The organism is Exiguobacterium sp. s11 (assembly GCF_018619015.1).
In the GTDB taxonomy this organism is placed as follows: domain Bacteria; phylum Bacillota; class Bacilli; order Exiguobacteriales; family Exiguobacteriaceae; genus Exiguobacterium_A; species Exiguobacterium_A indicum.
The window spans coordinates 61328-81449 of sequence record NZ_JACSNF010000002.1 but is presented as its reverse complement, the minus strand read 5'-3'; the positions used below and the strand labels follow the sequence as shown (position 1 = coordinate 81449).

The 20122-nt window shown below is 45.8% G+C and carries 15 protein-coding genes; 2 read left to right on the top strand and 13 right to left on the bottom strand.

Annotation, left to right across the window (positions count from 1 at the left end):
* Positions 1 to 356: 356 nt before the first annotated feature.
* The 9 genes from KNQ12_RS08080 to addB all read right to left on the bottom strand — a co-directional run bounded on the left by KNQ12_RS08080 (position 357) and on the right by addB (position 15902).
* Complete coding sequence (locus KNQ12_RS08080) at positions 357 to 1190, bottom strand: phytoene/squalene synthase family protein (protein ID WP_055966987.1); 834 nt, start codon at positions 1188 to 1190, stop codon at positions 357 to 359.
* The gene (locus tag KNQ12_RS08075) at positions 1150 to 2631 is read right to left on the bottom strand and encodes a phytoene desaturase family protein (RefSeq protein ID WP_023467395.1); all 1482 of its coding nucleotides are present in this window, start codon (positions 2629 to 2631) and stop codon (positions 1150 to 1152) included. The genes KNQ12_RS08080 and KNQ12_RS08075 overlap by 41 nt, the downstream gene beginning before the upstream one ends.
* Entirely contained in the window at positions 2628 to 4118 is a 1491-nt protein-coding gene (locus tag KNQ12_RS08070) for a phytoene desaturase family protein (protein ID WP_214747448.1), read from the bottom strand. Before KNQ12_RS08070 ends, KNQ12_RS08075 begins: the two co-directional genes overlap by 4 nt.
* A gap of 105 nt (positions 4119 to 4223) precedes the next feature.
* The gene (locus KNQ12_RS08065; protein ID WP_251137743.1) at positions 4224 to 5252 is read right to left on the bottom strand and encodes a class I SAM-dependent methyltransferase; all 1029 of its coding nucleotides are present in this window, start codon (positions 5250 to 5252) and stop codon (positions 4224 to 4226) included.
* 109 nt (positions 5253 to 5361) lie between these two features.
* Positions 5362 to 5742 (bottom strand): DUF1516 family protein, encoded by a 381-nt coding sequence (locus tag KNQ12_RS08060; protein ID WP_023467392.1) that lies wholly within the window; start codon positions 5740 to 5742, stop codon positions 5362 to 5364.
* Between the two features lie 84 nt (positions 5743 to 5826).
* Positions 5827 to 8370 carry a HAMP domain-containing sensor histidine kinase gene (locus KNQ12_RS08055; protein WP_214747441.1) on the bottom strand — a complete coding sequence of 848 codons (2544 nt, stop codon included), beginning with the start codon at positions 8368 to 8370 and terminating at the stop codon, positions 5827 to 5829.
* Positions 8351 to 8728, bottom strand: coding sequence for a response regulator (locus KNQ12_RS08050; protein WP_023467390.1), 378 nt, complete (start codon positions 8726 to 8728; stop codon positions 8351 to 8353). Before KNQ12_RS08050 ends, KNQ12_RS08055 begins: the two co-directional genes overlap by 20 nt.
* Before the next feature lie 194 nt (positions 8729 to 8922).
* Entirely contained in the window at positions 8923 to 12474 is a 3552-nt protein-coding gene (addA, locus tag KNQ12_RS08045; protein WP_214747438.1) for a helicase-exonuclease AddAB subunit AddA, read from the bottom strand.
* Positions 12471 to 15902, bottom strand: coding sequence for a helicase-exonuclease AddAB subunit AddB (addB, locus tag KNQ12_RS08040; RefSeq protein WP_214747435.1), 3432 nt, complete (start codon positions 15900 to 15902; stop codon positions 12471 to 12473). Before addB ends, addA begins: the two co-directional genes overlap by 4 nt.
* A 137-nt stretch (positions 15903 to 16039) precedes the next feature.
* On the opposite strand from addB, the gene KNQ12_RS08035 reads away from it, so the two are divergent.
* Positions 16040 to 16417, top strand: a complete 378-nt coding sequence (locus KNQ12_RS08035; RefSeq protein WP_214747432.1) for a truncated hemoglobin — start codon at positions 16040 to 16042, stop codon at positions 16415 to 16417.
* A 60-nt stretch (positions 16418 to 16477) separates the two neighbouring features.
* Entirely contained in the window at positions 16478 to 16819 is a 342-nt protein-coding gene (locus KNQ12_RS08030) for a hypothetical protein (RefSeq protein WP_029340963.1), read from the top strand.
* Positions 16820 to 16862: 43 nt separating this feature from the next.
* Here KNQ12_RS08030 and KNQ12_RS08025 read toward each other — a convergent pair whose 3' ends face one another.
* From KNQ12_RS08025 to KNQ12_RS08010, 4 genes are all read right to left on the bottom strand, one after another.
* Complete coding sequence (locus KNQ12_RS08025) at positions 16863 to 17270, bottom strand: hypothetical protein (RefSeq protein WP_023467385.1); 408 nt, start codon at positions 17268 to 17270, stop codon at positions 16863 to 16865.
* Positions 17271 to 17367: 97 nt separating this feature from the next.
* Entirely contained in the window at positions 17368 to 17841 is a 474-nt protein-coding gene (locus KNQ12_RS08020; RefSeq protein ID WP_029340962.1) for a competence protein ComK, read from the bottom strand.
* 110 nt (positions 17842 to 17951) lie between these two features.
* Positions 17952 to 19334 (bottom strand): HAMP domain-containing sensor histidine kinase, encoded by a 1383-nt coding sequence (locus KNQ12_RS08015; RefSeq protein WP_214747429.1) that lies wholly within the window; start codon positions 19332 to 19334, stop codon positions 17952 to 17954.
* Positions 19331 to 19993, bottom strand: a complete 663-nt coding sequence (locus KNQ12_RS08010; RefSeq protein WP_023467381.1) for a response regulator transcription factor — start codon at positions 19991 to 19993, stop codon at positions 19331 to 19333. The genes KNQ12_RS08015 and KNQ12_RS08010 overlap by 4 nt, the downstream gene beginning before the upstream one ends.
* Positions 19994 to 20122 lie beyond the last annotated feature (129 nt).

Here is a 20122-nt window from a genome sequence, read left to right as displayed (position 1 = left end):
TTCAAGAGGTAGTGATTGACCCCACATCCTCAATCAAGCGCAAGGTGACTTCCCCGAGTCAAGAGCGTTGAAGAACTTACTTTTTCTAACCAGCGAAATCAAATGGGACCCACCCATTTCATCACGTGACTCATCGTGTGTCCATTCGCATGACTTACGACGTTCCCCCTTAGATCGTCTCATCCGTTTGGTCCACAGATAGCTCGATAAAGAAAAGACCATCCCCGTGGTCGAAACAGACCTATCTCGTAGTCCAGATGTTCGCTCTGGTGTAGAAGTAATCTGAGACTCCCCGGTCTCAGACCATAGAAAAAAGACCTTGGTCCCCGCCAAGGTCTTTTTTCTATGGTCATGTATTAAATCGTAGCAAGTAACTTCATTTTTTGCCAACGGCTGACGTATGCCCGTTTTGTAAAGACGTCATAGTGATTATCCCGCGCTGCATCGAGTATACCGCGGTACAGGAAGGCAGCAGCCTTAAGAGCACGCCGACTCTCTCGTGGATACCGTTCAAACGATGGAATCGCCGCGTCATACAGATGCTCTGCTCGAAGTGCAACCTCTTCCCAGAGACCGATGAAGTCTCCTGAAGGACGACCAGCGAGTAACGACTCCGCTGTGACACCGTATGTCTCCATCCATGAATGAGGCAAGTAGATACGGCCGCGTTTTGCATCTTCACCAACATCTCGTAAAATATTCGTTAATTGCATCGCGATTCCAAGATCGATAGCAGACTTACGAAGATCAGGCTGTTGCGGTGCAAGGATGGGCAACAACATCAAACCGACCGTACTCGCTACGTAGTAGCTGTATTGCTCTGTCTCTTCAAGCGTCTGATAACGATTTTTCTCTATATCCCAACGCATCCCTTCCGCGAGCTCAAGGAATGGTGTCTCATCCATTTCATAACGTTCAAATACGTCTGCCAACGCAATCCATAACGGTTTATCTAATACTTCGCCATCACGGAATCGTTTGAATTCATTCAAGAAAGCCAGTAAACTCTCTTTCGGCGTATCCGACTCATCGACGGTATCATCGAGGAACCGGCAAAATGTATAGATGGCATAAACAGCTTGTCGATCTGCTTTTGGTAAGAGTGAAAAGGCTTTATAGAACGTCTTAGATCCGGACTGAATGACTTCCTCACATTTGATATACGCGTTCTGGATCGTCACTGAATTCATGTTTCCACCCCATCTCTTGTTCCATTCGGTTTACGAGTATCGTTGCGCCCATCATGACGACTGGTACTCCTCCACACGGATGCACCGATGCACCGACGGCATATAATCGATCGATATCCGGATACGGTTTTGCCTGTGTCTTTAAGGCAGCCGATTGGCGAATCGTCGGCGCAATCCCAAAACTACCTCCCTGATATAATCCAAAGGCCTGTGCATCATTCGGTGTACGAATCTTCATTTCTTGTATCTTTTCCCGGAATCCCGGATGATGATGCTCGATTTTTTCAAGTACAGTCTCAATGAAGTCTACTTCTTCATAATCTTCTACACCATAGCCTCGCGGAGAAGGAATTAATGAGTAGACGACACTATCGTCTGTTCCTGTTAAACTACGGTCAATCCGACTCGGATGGAACAGATAGACTGCCGGATGTTCTGGTAATCGTCCTTTTTTAAAGATATTCGTCATGAGCGGTTCCAAGTCGTTTGGCATCAAAAAGCGATGCACCGGTAAATCGACTTTCCCTTTCATCTTGAAATACAGCAGTAGCGTACCGCCTGAAGGCGTATAGGTCTTAGGTTGTTTACCTTCTACAAGACGTTCCATCAATGGAAACTCTCCGTTTAATACGATTTGATCGAATGCTTCCTGTGTGCCATCTTGTAAGACGATTTCCTTCGCCTGTCCTTGGTCGATGACGATTCGTTCAACGGGTGCCTCGAAGACGAATCGGACACCACGTTCGACTAATGTGTCGTACATGCGTTCAGCAAGCGAGAAATAGCCACCTTTTACATACCAGACACCTTCTGCTTGTTCCCGGTACGGAATCAAACCGTAAATCGATGGTGTTGTATAAGGGTTTCCGCCGATATAAAATGTCGGAAAACTGTATGCCATGCGCAAATATTTACTCTTGAAGTATCGCTTCAAATGGTCATGTGCAGTCTCTAGAGCATGCATCTGTAATAATGGACGCATCATGTCTGGGTGCAACAACTCCGTCTTCCGACGATAACCACGTTCTAAAAATTTCGATACACTCGTCTCATAATCCTTTTCTTTTTGATGCATGAATTCATAAAATCCACGACCTTCACCGAATTGACGTTCGATCGCGATCGCTTGATCCACGACATCGGCTACTTTCGTAACGACCGTACCATCGTCGAAGTGAAGGTCATACAATGGATCGACCCGTTCAAGTTCTACTCCCGTAACTCCGGCTTCTGCCAACTGCTCTTTTAACTTGCCTGGCATCAGAACGATCGTCGGACCTTCATCGATGCGGCCACCCGATTCAAAATCGACGGATCGTAATCGACCACCGACATGCGCTTCTTTTTCAAAAATCGTAATCTCGACTCCAGGATGTCTTGCTGTCAGCAAAAGCGCTGCATGCAGTGTACCGACACCGGCTCCTACGAATCCTATCTTCATGTCCGCACCCCTTCTTTTTTGAGCACGAGTTCTGCCGTAATACGCGCGGATTCGAAAATCGTCGGTAATCCGCTACCCGGATGTGTGCCACCTCCGACGAGATACAGATGATCGAGCTCTTCAAATTGATTATGCGGTCGGAAATACATCATCTGTGTCAACTGATGACCGAGATTGAACGTCGCGCCTTGATGGATTCCCATCGCTTCCCAGTCGTCTGGCGTGAACATCTCTTCGACTTCGATTGCCGCTTCAATCCCTTGATATGGTGAACGCGTTTCAAGAGCGTCTAGAACACGACGACGTAGTTTCGGTCCTTCGATCGACCAATCGAGTTCAGAGTAATTGTTCGGCACCGGCACTAGGACATACATAGCAGACTTGCCTTCAGGTGCTAGCGTTGGATCAAGAATGGATGGATTTTGGACATAGAATGAAAAGTCATCCGACAATTCTAAAGTCTGCGTCATCTCGCGAACGTTTTTCTCATAATCCTCTGCAAAGTAAATCGTATGGTGTGGTGCATCGAACGTCCGGTTGACACCAAGGTATAACATGAACGTCGAACACGAGAATTTTTTGCGGTCAATTTTTGGTCGGGACCATTTTTTCAAAACCCCTTCCGGCACCAGATGATTCATCGCATGTGCGAAATCGGCACCGATGATGACTTCATCGAATAACTCATGTTGACCTGACTCGAGGATGACTCCTTCGACAGCTTTTCCGTTTAAAATCAATTGTTCGACGCCCGCACCCAACTGTACGGTTCCGCCTAGCTCCTCAATCGCACGTTGCATTGCAAGCGGTACTTGATGCATCCCACCAATCGGATGGTGGACACCGTAAGCATGTTCCATGTAAGACAAGATCGAAAAACCACCCGGACATTCCCAAGCTGACATGCCTAAGTATTTCGCTTGGAATGTAAAGGAATACTTCAATTCTTCGCTCGTGAAGTAATCGGATAAAACATCATAAAGCGATCGTCCGAGCGATAGGCGTGGCAGTGCCGTTAAGACACGCGGTGATAAGTAATCCGTCAGCCGATCGTGACGTGTCTGTAAGATTGGCATGAGTTTTCCAAGCTTAAGTGCTTGCTCCGCCATGAATCGATCGTACCCTTCTCCGTTTCCAGGAAATTGTCGTTCGATTGCCTCTTTCATCCGGTCCCGATCCGTCGTCATCGTAAACTCCTCTGTTCCTCCTTTGAAATAGAGTGTATACATCGGATCAAGTGCCTTTAAATCTAAATAATCTTCTAACCGAAGACCGGCTTCGTGAAAAACGTTTTCTAAAATATGCGGCATATTAAGGAATGTTGGTCCTCGATCGAACGTATAGTCACCTAGCTTGACGGCAGAAGTTCGTCCACCGACTTGCGTTTGTTTTTCGTAAACGGTGACGTCTACTCCTTTTCCTGCTAATAACAAGGCACATGCAAGTCCCCCAGGTCCTGCTCCTATCACTGCTACGCGTCGCTTCACCCAAATCTCTCCTTTTTATCTCTCATCGTTCAACTATTATACTAAGCACATAGTAAAAGCAACAAATTTGAACTGTCTTCTAACTGTAAAAACGCCAGACTTCGCTTAGGAAGTGGCGTTTGCAGTCACAATATACCAGGCACCTTCTTTTAGGAACGGTGTGATCGAAATGTTTTCAAACCCAGCTTTCGATAGATCTTCTTTCAATTCTTCCTTACTTGGTAATGGATACAGATTCTCATGCAACGTCATGAAGGCATTGAATGCTGCTGAGAATGGTGCACCGTGTGAACTGTCGCGTAATGGTGTGACGAGAATGACTGTTCCATCATCCTTGACGAAACGACGAACTCCTTCTAATAGCGCAAGGCGCTCCGGTTGCGGGAAGTAATACAAAATATTATTCATCATGACACCGTCATATGTCTCTTTCACATCAAACGTTTTAATGTCCCCGACGACAAAATCAATCTCTCCACTCGTATCTCGTCGTTTTGCTTCGGCGATGACGGATTCTTCAATATCGATTCCGGCGAGTCGTAAGTCCGGCAATGCCTCGTGAATTTTACGGAGATATCCACCATAAGCACAACCAATATCAAGTAGTGAGGTCAGGTTACGACTCCGAATGATATGGCGTACTGCCGGGAAAGCAACAGTCTCAACGAGAGCTGAAGTTTCAGCCACGATGTCTCCATGTTCCTCTCCATTGAATGTCTTTTGTTGACCCTCTTCTAAAAACTGAGGATAAGAGAATAGTGCTGGCAAGTGCAGCTCCATCATTTCCGATAACATGAATCCGATACTGCGATCGTCTGATTGAGAGAGTTCCGGAAGAACATGGCGAGTCGCTGTATATCGCAAATCTTTTTTCTTCAAGTGACCGACTGCGACGCCAACTTCGAACCAGCGGGATAACGCTTCCTGTGTCAGCGGACGCTGCATTCGTAACTGTGTCTCTGCTTGTGTTGCCCCTGTTTGAAGAGCATCGAATAATCCATATTTATAACCGATATACCCATGCCAAAGTGGTAACACCGGTTCTGCGCGTTTCATCCATTTTCGTGCCCGGAAAACTTTCGTCCATTCCTTCAACTGTGCCACAAGCGTTCCCCTCTCTACTGTGTAATACATCCCTTTTCCCAAATAACAACCACTTGTAAACAAAAATTACTAACGAACATGACAAAAAGAGTCCTTTCAACCTGTAAGGTCGAAAAGGACTCTTTGATTTCGCATGAACTTAGAAAAATTTCATACCATATGGGAGTGAATAGCCTAGGAATACTGTCACAAGGACGAGTACGATGAATCCGATGACGAAACCGGAATAAGCTTTTCCTTTTTTAAGTCGAACAAGTGTCAACTCTCCGAAGATGAGCGATAGTAAGCCGAGTGTAATCTTCGCATGGTAGAGTGGGTCTGGATTTTCAGACATCCCCATGATTTTGATGTACAGATAAAGACCTGTCGCGAACGTCAATAAGAGTAAAAGACGGAACGCCATATGAATCCCTTTTGCAGCTTTTTTGTTGTTCTTGTACATCGAAAAGGCGACGAAGAACGTAACCAATAAAAGTACCCAAAGTAAGACGTGTGTGTGAACGAATGCTGTGATTGGCATTTCATTTCCTCCTTTCTTTTCCTATTTCATCGTATCTGATTTCAGGACGAACACCTAGTGTTATTTTGTTGATATATGGTTTTTTCAGGAGATTGTCACATGTGTAGACTGGACAAGTGGAAATTTGACGGTAAAAAGACTACCTTCCTTCACGACTGACTCGACATGAATTTCTCCACCATGACCCGTGACGATTTCCTTACAGATAGCTAGTCCTAGACCAGTCCCACCAATTTTTCGACTATCCGAGTTATCGACGCGATAGAACTTTTCGAATAGACGACTCAGCGATTGTTCTGGAATCCCGATTCCCTCATCTCGAACTTGAAGAATAACTTGATCAAGTGATGTCGTGAGTACGACATCGATCGCACCACCAGATGGTGAATATTTCACCGCATTATTCAATAAATTATTGAGCAACTGTCTGATTTTTTCTTCGTCTGCTTCAATGACAGGCAACTGATTTCCCTCGTGACGGAACGTAATCCGATGAGCCTGTGTCGAAGCCGCATAAAATTGTGTCGTTTCTTCAGCAATCGTATAGATGTTCACGGATGCTTTTTTATACGATTGTGTGCCCGACTCCATGCGCTGGACATCTAAGAAATCATTAACGAGATTCGCAAGACGTTCCGTTTCGGAATGGATCGTCCGCAAATATCGATCTTGGCGCGACTCTTCGATGTCTCGGTTGAGCATGAGTTCTGTAAATCCGTAAATCGAAGAGAGTGGCGTCCGAAGTTCATGAGAGACAGTTGAAACGAGTTCTGATTTCAAACGATCCATTTCAGTCTCTTTCGTCACATCACGCATGACGAGCATCGTTCCTTTATGTACGTGATGGATGTGGATCACCTCGACATAAAATTGAATGAATACCGTTTCGTTTCGAATCGAGAACTGTAAACTATCAGTCGGTAATTCTCCACGCAGAACTGCATCAACATAACGGCTAAAGACTTCTGGTTCGTCGACAACGGATCGAATGACTTCTAAGCACGTTTGCAATGTCTCCTGTTCAGTCTGGACACCATAACGTAATTCCGGGAATAAATCGTATAATGGTCGATTGACGAAGACCTCTTCTTTACCCAATTCAAGATAGATGACGGCCTCTCGAATCGAGTCAAGAATCCGCTCCGTCTTCGTTTTCTCTTTCGTCATCTCGTCAAACAGCCGCATCCGTAAAAGCGATAGCGATAATTGGCGGGAGAAGGACATGACATCACGCATCTGTTCGTTCGTAAACTGATCGCGGTAACGGACAAGGTAGATGTACGCAATGATATCATCTGCAGTGGGGTCGAGAATCGGTACAGCTGTTTCGTACATATAGTACGGATATGGCAATGGATGATTGCTTGCGACTTGTTTAGAAGAATGAACAGGTGACTTTAGTGACTCAGCTCGTTTTAAGAGAGACGCATCGTTTTGAAGCAGCTGTTCTGCCAATTCATCCGTCATTCCATACGTAACGACAGAATAACTATCTTCTTCATCAACAAATACTAATGCACCAATCTCAGAATCCGTGATCGTGACGAGTTTCTCGATGATTTCCGGATAAGCAGTCAACGACTCACGCGCCGCGAGCGTTTCTGTCAAATCATTCCGATACTGCAGATGTTGCTCATTCCGCATCGTCAGCTCTAATGCTTCTTCGAGTTCTTCTTGCTGTGCTTGCAATTCTTCCTGCTGTGCTTGCAATTCTTCCTGTTGCGCTTGTAATTCTTCATTTTTCGCTAATAAATGCTGCTTGTTCTCGGAAATCGAACTTGCCATCTGATTGAAGGATAACGCCAGAATTCCGATTTCATCTTTACGATTCGGTACTTTAACGCTCGAAACATCTTCACCGTTCGCAAGCCGTTGACTGTTCTTGACGAGAGATAATAATTCCATCGTGATGCGGCGGATAAACGGATAAATAAAGAAAATCAAGACGGCAAGTAAGACGACGATATTCGCTAACCAAATCAGCTGTGTCGTCCGGATTTCCCGTTCCAGTTGGTCGCTCGTCCGTTGTGCCCAATCCTCTAAAAATTCACGATAACCGCCGAGTGCTAGCTCGCTCTTATTGATTTCCGAGAGTACATCAATGTTTCCTTGAGCATCTAATTGAATCTTACCTTCAGCTGATAATCGCTGACCAAGTGGCAATTCAGCAAGTGTTGTTCCTTTTAAGAAGGATTCCGTGACATCTCCAGATTCTTTCGCTTCGACATACGATTGAATAAGCGGCAAAATCGCATCGAAATAATAACCATACAATTCTCTCGAGGACTGGGCGAATGCCTTTCCTTGATCATAAATCGCATTTTTTTCGAACCATTCTGTTTGCTGATCAATCTTATCTTGTTGAGCCATGACTTGATTGTATAGATCACCATTCCCCATCAAGGCATAACCGCGCATGTTGAACTGGACATCCTGCCACTCTTCCCATAAAGCGCCCGCACGTGCACTCCGGTCACGGATATCTTCTAATTTCGCCCGAGTCGCCTGCAGTTTCGTATCGGTGTAGTTGTAGACGATCAATGATGAAATCATCAATGTAGCTAATACGACATAAAAGGAGGCCATGAGTTGACGTCCGATTTTTCGATTAATCCACTTGGTGATCACTCAGTATTCCTCCCACGACATCAATCAGTTCTAACGGACTAAAGGGCTTCGAGAAAAAGTAATTCGCTCCGATTTCTTCTGCTCGTTCGCGGTCTGATTGTTGACTTTTAGCCGTCAACATCATGATTTTTAAGTGTTGCTTATCTGGATGTTGTCGGACTTTTTCGATGACTTCAATCCCTGTCATTCCAGGCATCATGTAATCGAGTAAAACGAGATCATACTCAGCGTTCATGATTTTTTGATACGCTTCGTCACCGTCTGTCGCTTCGTCAATCGTATATCCTTCATCTTCTAGTGTATCGAGTACTAACATGCGTAAGACATCTTCGTCTTCTGCTAATAAAATACGCGCCATCTATTAAAACCTCCCAAAATTATCCATCATCAAAGTGACATATCTTCTTTATTTTACACAGTTCCTTCACAATAAGAAACGGAAATCACTTCAGAAACTGATTTTACCTCCTTCTTCTTCATCCCTCTTTCGACCCATACTAAAACCTCCCTCATCTCTACCTAAAGTAGGAGGATGAGGAAGGTCTCAGTAATTTAAATTAAATCAATCGTTTCTTCTAAAGCAAACGCATAGATGACCTTGCGTGAAATTTGAATATGAAGAATCGCTTCTAACGCTTCTTGATACAGATTCAACTGAGTTGCGTACCGATCCCGTAACACATCAGCAGGTGTCTGTCCGACTTCCGTCGTAACGATTTGATCCGATTTATAATCGAGCAAGATATATGACTCCCCATCCTGAATCAAACAGTCGACGATTCCTTGCATGACTGCGTCATCCACTGGACCTGTCCAGTCTTTCCGGAAACGCGATGCCCCGATCTTATATGTGAACGGCAACTCCCGATAGACGTGGTTCGTCCGTAATCGTTCGCTGAACAATTGTCCGATTTCAGAGTCGAGGAACCCTTGTAACTGTGCTGTCGCTTCCCGCATCGTCGTCGCTTCAATCGGCGTAATTCGTTCCGTCGCTTCCCATTGATTGATTTGTTGCGAAATCGATTCGTCCGGTTCATACAATTGCATCGCTAAGTGTAAGACCGTTCCTCGTTCCGCTCCACTTAAAACAGGTCCGAGGAATTGTGGCGTACGGTAATACGTCGTCTGGCGATATGTCGTTTCGAATGCTGCACGTTCTAGCTGTTCCGCCCGCTTCAGTTCCGTGACGGTCTGTTTTGCTGCCGTCTCTGTCGCAAGCGCATGCGGATACTGATACGAAAATGCCGCTTCGACGATTTCTTTGACTTGCGAATTAACCGGCACATCGATTTTTTCAAGCTTCTGAACATGTTCGAGTTGCTCCACGAGTGTTGAGATTTCTTGATACGGTGCTAACTCCTCTAAAGACATCACGCGAATCGACCAATCCGTCTCATCCGGACGTAGTAAACTGCTGCGTAAGACTGCCGGAACGACCCATTCCGCATAACTCTTCGCTTGGCGCCGGTCATTTTCAGGAAGTAAGACTTCATCTGGTGGCGTCATCTGCCAGGTCGCCATTTGATCTTCTAAATCCTTGACTGTCCCGACGAGAATCAACTTTTCCTTCGCTCGAGTCATCGCAACATACAAGACGCGCATCTCTTCTGCCTTCATCTCTCGATCCATTTCCCGGCGGATGACTTCTTTTAAGAGTGTCCCAGATCGCAAACGACGAATCGGATCAATCGCATCCAGGGCAATACCATACGTCTTATGCAACTGAATCGCCTGCATTTGATCCTGTTTGTTGAATTGCTTCGTCAATTGGCTGACGATCGTCACGGGGAACTCGAGTCCTTTTGATTGGTGGATCGTCATGATGCGAACGACGTCCTCGTCTTCTCCAAGCGAACGGGCTTCTGCGAAGTCTTCTCCTCGTTCAATTAATCGATTGATCAGACGAAGGAAACGATAGAGTCCACGATAACCGGACGTCTCATATTGCTTCGCTCGCTCATATAAGGCGTTCAAGTTGGCTTGACGACTTTTTCCTCCGGCGAGACAGCCGACGTACTCAAAATAGCCGGTCTGATCAAAGAGCGATCGAATGAGGGCAGGTAGGGCACTCCCACGCGCTTCAGTTCGCCATGATTGAATCTGACGGATGATTTCATCCATTCGAATTCCGAGTGATGATTCCTCTGCCGCCATTGCTAGCGCTGCCTCATAAAAGCTTCCTTCTTTTTGTTTTGCTCGAATCCGTCCTAAATCTCGATCCGCCACCCCAAAAATCGGCGATCGTAACAGACTCGCGAATGGGATGTCTTGAAGCGGATTATCGATCGTCTTGAGCAATGCCATCATGATTTGAATTTCCGTCGCTTGGAAGTATCCGCCCGTCGTATCCGCATAGACCGGAATCTCATACTGTTCGAGCACTTCGACAAGCGCTTGGACACGCTTACCACGCGACCGTGCTAAGACGACGATATCGCGGTATTCACACGTTCGGAATCGGTTCGATTTCGCATCGTAAATCAGATGTGGATGCTTCGAATCAACGAGTTCTAAAATTCGCGTCGCAATCGCTCGTGCTTCAACCTCTTCCTTTTCACTATCAAGTGGATCTATCAAGAGTAATTCAGGCGCCACTTGCTCCGATTCGAGATAACTCAGATTCCCGAGTCGAAGGTGCGCGGCCTCATCGTAATCAATCTCCCCGACCGTCTCATCCATCACTTGGCGGAAGATTTGATTCGTTCCATCCAGCACCTCAAGACGACTCCGGAAGTTTTTTGTTAAATCGATCCGTGTTCCAACGTCGGTCTGTTGGAATCGTTTGAATTTCTCAAGGAACAATCCTGGCTCTGCATGACGAAATTTATAGATGGATTGTTTGACATCACCGACCATGAATAGATTTCCTGTCGCCTCATCCGTTTTCGAGACCAATTGGATGATGCGTTCCTGAACCTCGTTCGTATCTTGATATTCGTCGACCAGTACTTCAACGAAGCGTTCCTTCAGAAGTTTTGCCACGTCTGACGGTTGTCCTTCGTCCGTCAAAATCTCTAATGCAAAATGTTCAAGATCCGAAAAATCGACGATACCACGTTGTTGTTTCGCTTCGAGATAATCGCTTGCAAATTGACGTACGAGTGTCACGATCGTCTCCACGTGTCGAAGCTGCGACCGCAAGTCCTCCAAGTAATCAACACCAGTCTTTTGGACGAACAGCTCTTTCATTTTCTTGAACTCCGCTACGAGTCGCGTCCGCTCTGCTTGAAACGGTTTGATTCCTTCATCCCCGCGTGGACTCTTCCAGCGACCGAACTCTACTGCTTGAAAAGCAAGCGCAACCATCGACCAGTGGCGTGCCGACGTCTCAAGCGAGGTAAAAGGAGCAATGTCCTGAAGCATCATCTGTCCCATTTCCGTATAACCAGACTGCTCCAGCTCAAAAGCAAGTTCTCGGTAACGTCCTAATACATTCGAGAGACTTTCCCACTCTAATTCGACTAGTCGTTGCATGAGTGGAGAATCATCCGGGTCAATCGGCTGATCGTACTGACTGATTAAATGTGCATAAAAAGCTTCCGGATCCGGTAAGGAACGGGAAAACCGATAGAGATTCGAAATCAGTGTCAGCATCGCTTGATCATCGCGATCTGACGTATAACTATCAATCAAATCATAGAATCCTGGGTCCTCAGAAGCATAAAAGGACTCAAAGACCGCTTCTAAGACATCGTCTTGCAATAACAGTAATTCAGATTCATCGGCAATTCGAAACGCAGGATCTAAACCAATCCGGTAATAATTCTCGCGCAGAATCGACAAACAGAACGAATGAATCGTTGTAATTTGTGCCCGGTTCATCAATTGACGCTGTTTTTTCAAATACAAATCATCAGGTGCCTCTTTGATGCGCTGGTCCATGACCTCGATGACCCGCGTCTTCATCTCACGTGCTGCCGCATTCGTAAAGGTAGCGACGAGAATCCGATCAGCCGACAGCTCATCTTCGGGATCAATCAATCGTTGCGTCAGCCGTTCAACGAGGACCGCTGTCTTCCCTGATCCCGCTGCCGCTGAGACGAGGATATGTCCACCTCTAGCTGAAATGGCTTGTTGTTGTTCTTCTGTCCAACGCACGCTCATTCTTCTTCCTCCTTCAACCGTTCCAGTACCTCTTTTTCAGACATCGGTTTTAATGGGCGATACTGATTCCCAAGCGATTCATCGAACTGACAGACTGAACGATACTCACAAAAACTACACGGTGTCCGTTCCTGATAATCGAATGGATTGATGGCGATATCCCCATCATAGATATCTTGACTGCTGTCTTTTAATGCCTCCCATGCATGATCCATCAGCGCTGATAAATCTTCCTCTTGTACGACACCTTTCGTCTGCGTCTTATGCAGTCCGTTTTTTGTGAATGTCACTTTGACAAGCGGTGATTTTTTTCGTTCATCGTACGCAATATGATCCATCGCTCGTAGTACCTCGTCATTCTCGAGAATGACGCCTTGCATTTGATAGGACTCGAGTAACAGTTGGTTGCGCTCTTCTTCGTCAGCCGATAAATCGCCCCGTAACATCGGGTTTTTGACGTGGAAATATAACGCACCAGCTGGTTTTGCCTGCCGCTGATAGAGCAACTCCGACTGCTCCACGACAGTCTTCAAATACAACAACATCTGAATCGCAAGCCCATAATAGATTTCCGCAAAATCCAGTCCTCGAGCACTCGATTTGTAATCAATGATTCGAACGTATAGCTGATCACCGATCGTCGCCTGATCAATCCGGTCGATGCGACCCGTGAATTCAATTTCTGTTCCATCCGGTAACGTAAAGCGTAATGGTGGGAACGTCGCGTTCCCAAAACTGATTTCAAATAAGTCGGGTTCAAAATCTGTTCGTTTTGCTTGTTCCACAAGCATTTTAGCTGTTTGCTCCACGACATCCGTCAATTTTTTCTTGATATACCCGAACCGACTCGAACTCATCAAAATCGCATTCTGAATTTCCGGTGTCACCTTTTCGACAGCTTCCTTCGCAAGTGTCCCGCACGTCTCGCCATCGACCTCTCGCCAGTGTCGTCCGGAAGCTTTAATACTGAGCGACAGATCATTTAATGCACCGTGGAACAGATTTCCGATGTCTGGTGCTTCAAATTTATACAGCTTTCGCTCGCGTAAGCGAAGTCCGTATCGGGCAAAATGCTTATACGAGCAGGCGTTATAGGTCTCAAAAAGCGAAACGCTCGCTTGCAGTGAATCACCATATAAACGATGCGCCAACCCTTCCGGCAAGGCTTCCGCTTTATTTTGATAGAACAAGGCACTCGAGAATAACCCCATCCGTTCACGTCCCTGTCCATTTTCGAGAAGCGTGTTGTACACTTCGAACCAAATCGGTTGAATCGGATAACGTCGTTGAAGACGCCGGAGTTCAATCGCTGTCGCTGCTGCCGCGCGATCTGGACTCGTCACAAAATCAAGTTGTTCTTGCGGTGCGTGTTCCCCAGCTTCTGCAAAGTGTGTTTTGATCGGACGATCGAGCAACAGTTGTCGCTTTAATTGTTTGGTGATCGCTGCCGGCTGAAGCGCCTTTCCTTCTTCATCGACAAGTGCGTAACTGACATACAAGGCTTCACTTGGAGCCATCATCCCTTGATACAGGTAAAACAGCTCATCATCAAACACATCAAGAGACGCTTTCCCAACCGGAATACCATGTTCATGTAAAAAGTCATGATCATTTTCGGACAGTAACTTTGATTGATCTTGAACGAACGGAATCAGACCATCATTCGCTCCCAGTAAAAAGACGACTTTTACTCGTTGTAATCGTCCACGGACATAGTCCGTCGCGATCACTTGATCGAGCGATGGCGGAACAAGTGCAAAACGAAGGCTCTCAAGTCCTGTCTCGACCATCTGAACGAACAGCTCCGTCGATAAAGTATGCTCAGGCGCAGCAGCTTCTAGCTGTTCGAATAGATGAAGTATCGCTTCGTATACTTGATCATGTTCTCGGGCAACAAGTAACTGATCCTGCTCTAGTGCCTGCTTACGCCATTCCATTAAACGCTCTGCAATTTTTTGTTCTTCGAGGAATTGATAAAGACCTTTCGTATACGCGCTCATCGTCTTCGCCTGCTTTAACCTACGGTGCAACGGTTCAATCAAGTCGACGACGAATGTTCGTAAATGGTTCAGTTCTTCTTCTTGCGCAAGCTCCTCTTCCGTTAAGCGAACTTCCTCTGCTAAGCGTCGCTTTAATTGCCACGGTTGTTGCCACATTGATCCTTTGATGCCGCGTTCGAGCACGAACGTCTCGAAACGATCGAGCGCTAGACGCGCATCTTCTGCGGGAATCGGCAAGAGCTCCGTCTTCAGTAAACGAAAGACTGTTTCTTCCCGATAACCCGATGTCACGATGTCTAAAGCGGATTGAATCAAGTCAACAAGCGGATGATGAACCATCGACTCACGTTGATCCAAGAAATATGGAACATCATACATGTGGAAGGCTCGTTCCAAGTGATCCGCATACGGCTCAAGATGTCGCACGACGAATGCCATCTCATGAAAGCGATACCCTTTTTGTCGAACGAGTTGAATCGCTTTCCGCACGGCTGATTCTGCTTCAACTTGACGGTTAACTGCAGCTGTCATCTGAAAGCCGTCAATGTCATGATCGACAGGAGGATATCCCGGCTTCAACAAGGCCTGCTCCAAATGTCGTAGCCCTTCTGATTGAAACTTGATTGGTTGATCATACAAGATTTCTTCGTATGGAATCGACAGCTCCTGCATTTGACCGATCAACTGCATGTAGCATCGCTGAGACACACCAAAAGAAGTTTGTTTCGCATAAGGATCCGTTGCGTCCATTGTAAAACTAATATGCATTTCAGCCACTTGTTGCATCAAGGCGAGTAAAACTTGTTGTTCCTGGAGCGAAAATTCATAAAATCCGTCGACGATGATCGTCGCTTGATCCAGTCGCGCTTTGGGAAGTAATTCGAGTAACGTCGTATAGTAATCGTCTGCATGGAGTGCTTTATCGACAATTCGTTCCGTAAAGCGCTCATAAATCAACGCAAGGTCGTTTAATTTCGGTGACCGTTCGAGAGAGCGATCACTCACTTGACGCAACATGTCTGGCTCAATCAACGAACGTTTAAACGACGCAATGAGCTCATCAAGTCCTTGGAAAAATCCTGGCATGTTTTTAGTTCGTTTAAAAATCTTCAGTTCGTCTTCTGATTCCTCAACGACCTGTCGCAGTAATAGCTGTGTCCCCGTCTCATCAAGAAATGGAATCGCTTGATTCCCGTAATCGCGTAAAATATGAAACGCAAAGCGCCGTAGACTCATGACCTCAAGACGAACAAGACCTGCTATCCGTTCATCTGTCGCAATCCGCCGCTCCATTTCAAATGACATCTGATCTGGAACGATGAAATACATCTTCTCCCCTAATGGTCGTTGCTCGAGTTCTTGTACGACGCGCTCGATCAATTGTGTCGTTTTCCCACTACCGGCACGACCAATATGCATATGGTTCATCAAGAAAGCCTCCTCCTCGTTTTTCTTTACTCTTATTATCTCACAAACAAGAACAAATGTACTGTTTTTGGCGCATGTCTTCTACGTATAAATTTGCTATAATCAGGACACATCCTATGTAAGGCAGGTGATGCTCCTTGTCACTTTACGAAACCATCGGAGGCGAGCATGTACTCACATCCTTGGTTCGCTCGTTCTATCATCAAGTCTACCATGATTCACTATTGCGACCGTTGTTCCCTGACGATCGACAACGTGTCGAACAGGCACAACTCGTCTTCTTGACCCAATTGACAGGAGGACCGCGCGACCCGGATCAAGCGCCGGCGAGTTTAGCGATGATTCACCGGTTATTACCGATTCAAAAAGAACATGCCATCCGTTGGTTGGAACTGATGGAAGTAGCTTCTCTTGAGACAATTCCAAATGAAGAAGCACGACTCCAACTACTCGATCGATTACGAATTGGCGCGATGAATGTACTACGCGTTTGTGAAGCACACCAGATGGACTGAGGGATTTTTCTTTCTCATCTGTCCATTTCCATGTAAAATAATAATTGGAGGCGATAAAACATGACGGAAGAACAAGAACAACGACCTGAACTCGTAAAGAATGCGATCGAGCAAGCAGAAGCATCGACGAACGAGGATGACACGCTCGAGGAAGAGCAAACCGAAGAACAAAAAAAATTGGATCACATCAAAGGTCTCGTAACACTTGAACGCGGATCTGATTACTATCGTGTCGTTTTTTATGACGACCATAAACACTTGATTTTCAAGGAACTCGATTACGATCGTGTTGACTTCGTAGGTCGTTTCTACAATGACAGCTTTGATCCGACAAACCTGACGGAACTTGAGGAAATCGCAGACAAAGCACTCTCGACTTCTTTACGAAAACGATTCTTATAATGCATGAAAGAAGCCGTCCTCCGATTGGAGAACGGCTTCTTTTTTATTGATCAGATTGTTTTTTCTTCCGACGAAGGACGTAAGCAAGAACCCCACCTGCGACAGCGATCCCTGTTGCCGCTAAGATCGGTAATAAGACCTTTTTGTTAGATGCTAGTTTTTGTTTGACTTGCTCAAGGCGTGACTCATTCGTCTCCTTCAAGGCGATAGATGTCCGACGGTTCATCGTGACGTGTTTCGCAGCATCCGTCACAACGATGCGTTTCGTGACCCAACGGCGATTTCCAGCATCATCGACGACTAATTGTCGTGCCCGTTTAATTCCTTTGATTCGTTTACCCGGTGTATTTTCCGGACGCACGATGCGAGAACTGATAAAGCGTCTGCCTCCAGTCGCACCAAATCCAGGCTGTAGCTTTCGGCGATTTAACCATTCGTATGATTCATTCATCGTGTCGCGGTAAAAGTTACCGCTTCACCTCCCTATGATTTCTCTCTCTACTGTTTCTCCTTACGTAAGTAAGATTCCTGTTATGTGTTTCCACTTTTCACCGATTCTTAAACTCCGGCAACTGAAAACGACGTTGCATTTCATACGCCAATTCCAGTGTTTTAATCCGTTGTCGTTCGATGCTATACGCAGATGCATCCGTATCGATGCATTGACCCGTCTGAAATTCGACTTGTACTTTGCCGGATTTTTTCTGAACAGTCTTCATCTGTTTGAAATTAATCCAAATACATTCCGCCTTTTCTTTTGCGGTCGTCGGAAAGAAAATCGTTTGTGCTTGCCAATCCACTAAAACAGGGGTCTTTCGGTTCGGACCAAGAATATGCCGCGCTGCTTCGATTCTTCCACGCATGGACGAACCAAAATACAAACAGGATTCTTCAATCAACTTAATGGGATGACCATCTAAAATACTTTCAGAATGTTCCTTGATGACGAGTGTCTGCGGTTCACCGTATTGACCGTATCGCGGGATCAAGGCTAACGTTTCTTCCGTGATTGGGTATGACATCTCCTTCGCTCCCTTCCTGGATTATATTGGTTATATCAAACTTCCTTTTGCTTTGCATGAACGTAACGATTATTTCCTAATGAAAAAAACGAGATCCTAAGATCCCGTTTTTAAAATTCTTTTGGATTTTTTTCCTCTTGCTCAATGAAATGACGCGGAAAATTAAAAATCACACAAACTTTTCCGATTCCATTTCCCGCAGAACGATTCTCGATTGCAACTGTCCCGTCATGACGCTCGACGATCCGTTTGACGATATAGAGACCAAGCCCAAACTTCCCTTCCTTACCACGTGAGAATTGATGGAACAGTGGCGAGGAGGCGTCAAGCGGTGGTCCATCATTTTCGATTTCGATATGAACCTGATCCGCTGTTCCGGACAGGCGAATATCAATTCGTGTTTCGGCATAACGAATCGCATTGTCCATGACATTTTCGAGCGCAACACGTAACTGCTCTCCTTCACCAAGAACGATTCCTGCTTCTCCACTGACATGCCAGTCAAGTGACTTCGTTCCGGAAAAACGATTTTTCAACAGATGCACCATCCGGTCGATGTCAACATTGTCCCACGTCGAACGATCGAGCTCGAAATAGTCGAGCTTCGTGACATAGAGTAGAGCCGCGACTTTTTTCTCCAACCGCTCCGCTTCTTCATCAATGACGGATACGGATCCGGTCAAATCACCATCTGGATAGATCCCGTCTGAGATGGACTGGGCATAACTTCGGATGACCATGATCGGTGTTTTCAAATCATGGGAGATGTTTTGAAGTAATGATTTTTGTGCCTTATCTTGTTTTTCAAGATCCATCCGCATCGCATCAACGGATCGTGCGAGTCGTCCGATTTCATCCCCGCGATCAAGTGGAAGTGGTGTATCCCATTTCTGAGCCGCGATCTTCCCGACCGCTCCCTCGATTTCGACGAGTGGTTGTGTCAACCGTCGCGCTAACCAAAAGGCAATGAATAGCGTAAAGATACTTCCAATGATGACGACGAATCCGATTTTCGAGAATAACTGCGTAATCAGTTCTTGTCGATACGCATCCCAAACATAGGAGACACGATAGTACGTTTCACCACTATCCTCGATTTTTCGAATACTGTAGTATACATCTTCTTTATCAAGACGCGTTGTATACTTTGCCGTAATTGTTTTTTGATCAATCGCATCACGGTACATCTGATTGATCAGCTGTTGTGGTGCTCCACCGTAATAGAGCTTTCCGTTTTTAGAAAGGAGTAAGATATTAACAGAACGGGACTCCTGTTTTCGGCGGTCAAATTCAATCGGATTATCCTGAAGCATCTCGATGACGGAGGCGTCCTTCGAGAAGAAGACTTCGCTATTCTCAAGTGTCGCATAGACCTGTTCATCGATGAAATTTCCGATCGATGACCGAATGACCAGGAGAATGACCGCAGAAAGCGTGACGATGACGAGCAGAAACATCGCCCAAATCTGGAATCCGAGACTGCGGTTTTTCATGCAGACACCAAGCGATAACCGATCCCGTAAATCGTTTCGAGCTCGAGTTTCGATAATTTTTTACGGACGCGACGAACGAGATCATCTACGACTCGGTCCGAACCGAAATAATCGTCACCCCAGACGCTGACGAGAATCTGCTCGCGTGACATCGGCGTCCCGATTTGTGTGGCGAATAAAATCAACAAATCGTACTCTTTCGACGTCAAATCGATTTCTTGACCATTCTCTTCGATGATTCGTTTCTCTGGATAAATCATATAATCACCGTATTGGATGACACCACTCTTTGGTGTCGCATACGTTCGTGCCAAAATCTTTTTGACGCGGATGACGAGTTCTCGCGGAAGGAACGGTTTTGCGATGTAATCGTCTGATCCCATCTCAAGACCAATGATTTTATCGATGTCCTCATCCCGAGCCGAGATGAAGATGACAGGTGTCGTCTCATCATGTGCCTTGATCCGTTTAATCAATTGAAAACCATCCATATCCGGTAGCATGATGTCTAAAATCCATAAGTCAGGCTTTTCAACGATGGCAGAGGCCGCTGCCTCACCAGACGTAAATGATTTCACTTGCCATCCTTCTTGCTCCAAATATTTCACGAGTACACGGTTCAAGTTCACTTCATCATCAACTAAATAGATTGTATGCATGGCTCTCACTCCTCGACTAATGTGCTTTGTTTCAGTGTATCAAAGGAATTCCGCAAAATTATGGGAGAGTGGATAATAATTCAAAAAAACCTTTCTTTTCAAAAGAAAAGAAAGGCGAAGTCATAAATT

What these genes read in the sequence shown, in the direction of transcription:
- KNQ12_RS08075 (WP_023467395.1), bottom strand. Translation starts at nt 2,631, where the DNA reads ATGAAGATAGGATTCGTAGGAGCCGGTGTCGGTACACTGCATGCAGCG.
- KNQ12_RS08060 (WP_023467392.1), bottom strand. Translation starts at nt 5,742, where the DNA reads ATGCCAATCACAGCATTCGTTCACACACACGTCTTACTTTGGGTACTT.
- addB (WP_214747435.1), bottom strand. Translation starts at nt 15,902, where the DNA reads ATGAACCATATGCATATTGGTCGTGCCGGTAGTGGGAAAACGACACAA.
- KNQ12_RS08050 (WP_023467390.1), bottom strand. Translation starts at nt 8,728, where the DNA reads ATGGCGCGTATTTTATTAGCAGAAGACGAAGATGTCTTACGCATGTTA.
- KNQ12_RS08025 (WP_023467385.1), bottom strand. Translation starts at nt 17,270, where the DNA reads ATGAATGAATCATACGAATGGTTAAATCGCCGAAAGCTACAGCCTGGA.
- KNQ12_RS08015 (WP_214747429.1), bottom strand. Translation starts at nt 19,334, where the DNA reads ATGAAAAACCGCAGTCTCGGATTCCAGATTTGGGCGATGTTTCTGCTC.
- KNQ12_RS08065 (WP_251137743.1), bottom strand. Translation starts at nt 5,252, where the DNA reads ATGTATTACACAGTAGAGAGGGGAACGCTTGTGGCACAGTTGAAGGAA.
- addA (WP_214747438.1), bottom strand. Translation starts at nt 12,474, where the DNA reads ATGAGCGTGCGTTGGACAGAAGAACAACAACAAGCCATTTCAGCTAGA.
- KNQ12_RS08030 (WP_029340963.1), top strand. Translation starts at nt 16,478, where the DNA reads ATGACGGAAGAACAAGAACAACGACCTGAACTCGTAAAGAATGCGATC.
- KNQ12_RS08020 (WP_029340962.1), bottom strand. Translation starts at nt 17,841, where the DNA reads ATGTCATACCCAATCACGGAAGAAACGTTAGCCTTGATCCCGCGATAC.
- KNQ12_RS08010 (WP_023467381.1), bottom strand. Translation starts at nt 19,993, where the DNA reads ATGCATACAATCTATTTAGTTGATGATGAAGTGAACTTGAACCGTGTA.
- KNQ12_RS08080 (WP_055966987.1), bottom strand. Translation starts at nt 1,190, where the DNA reads ATGAATTCAGTGACGATCCAGAACGCGTATATCAAATGTGAGGAAGTC.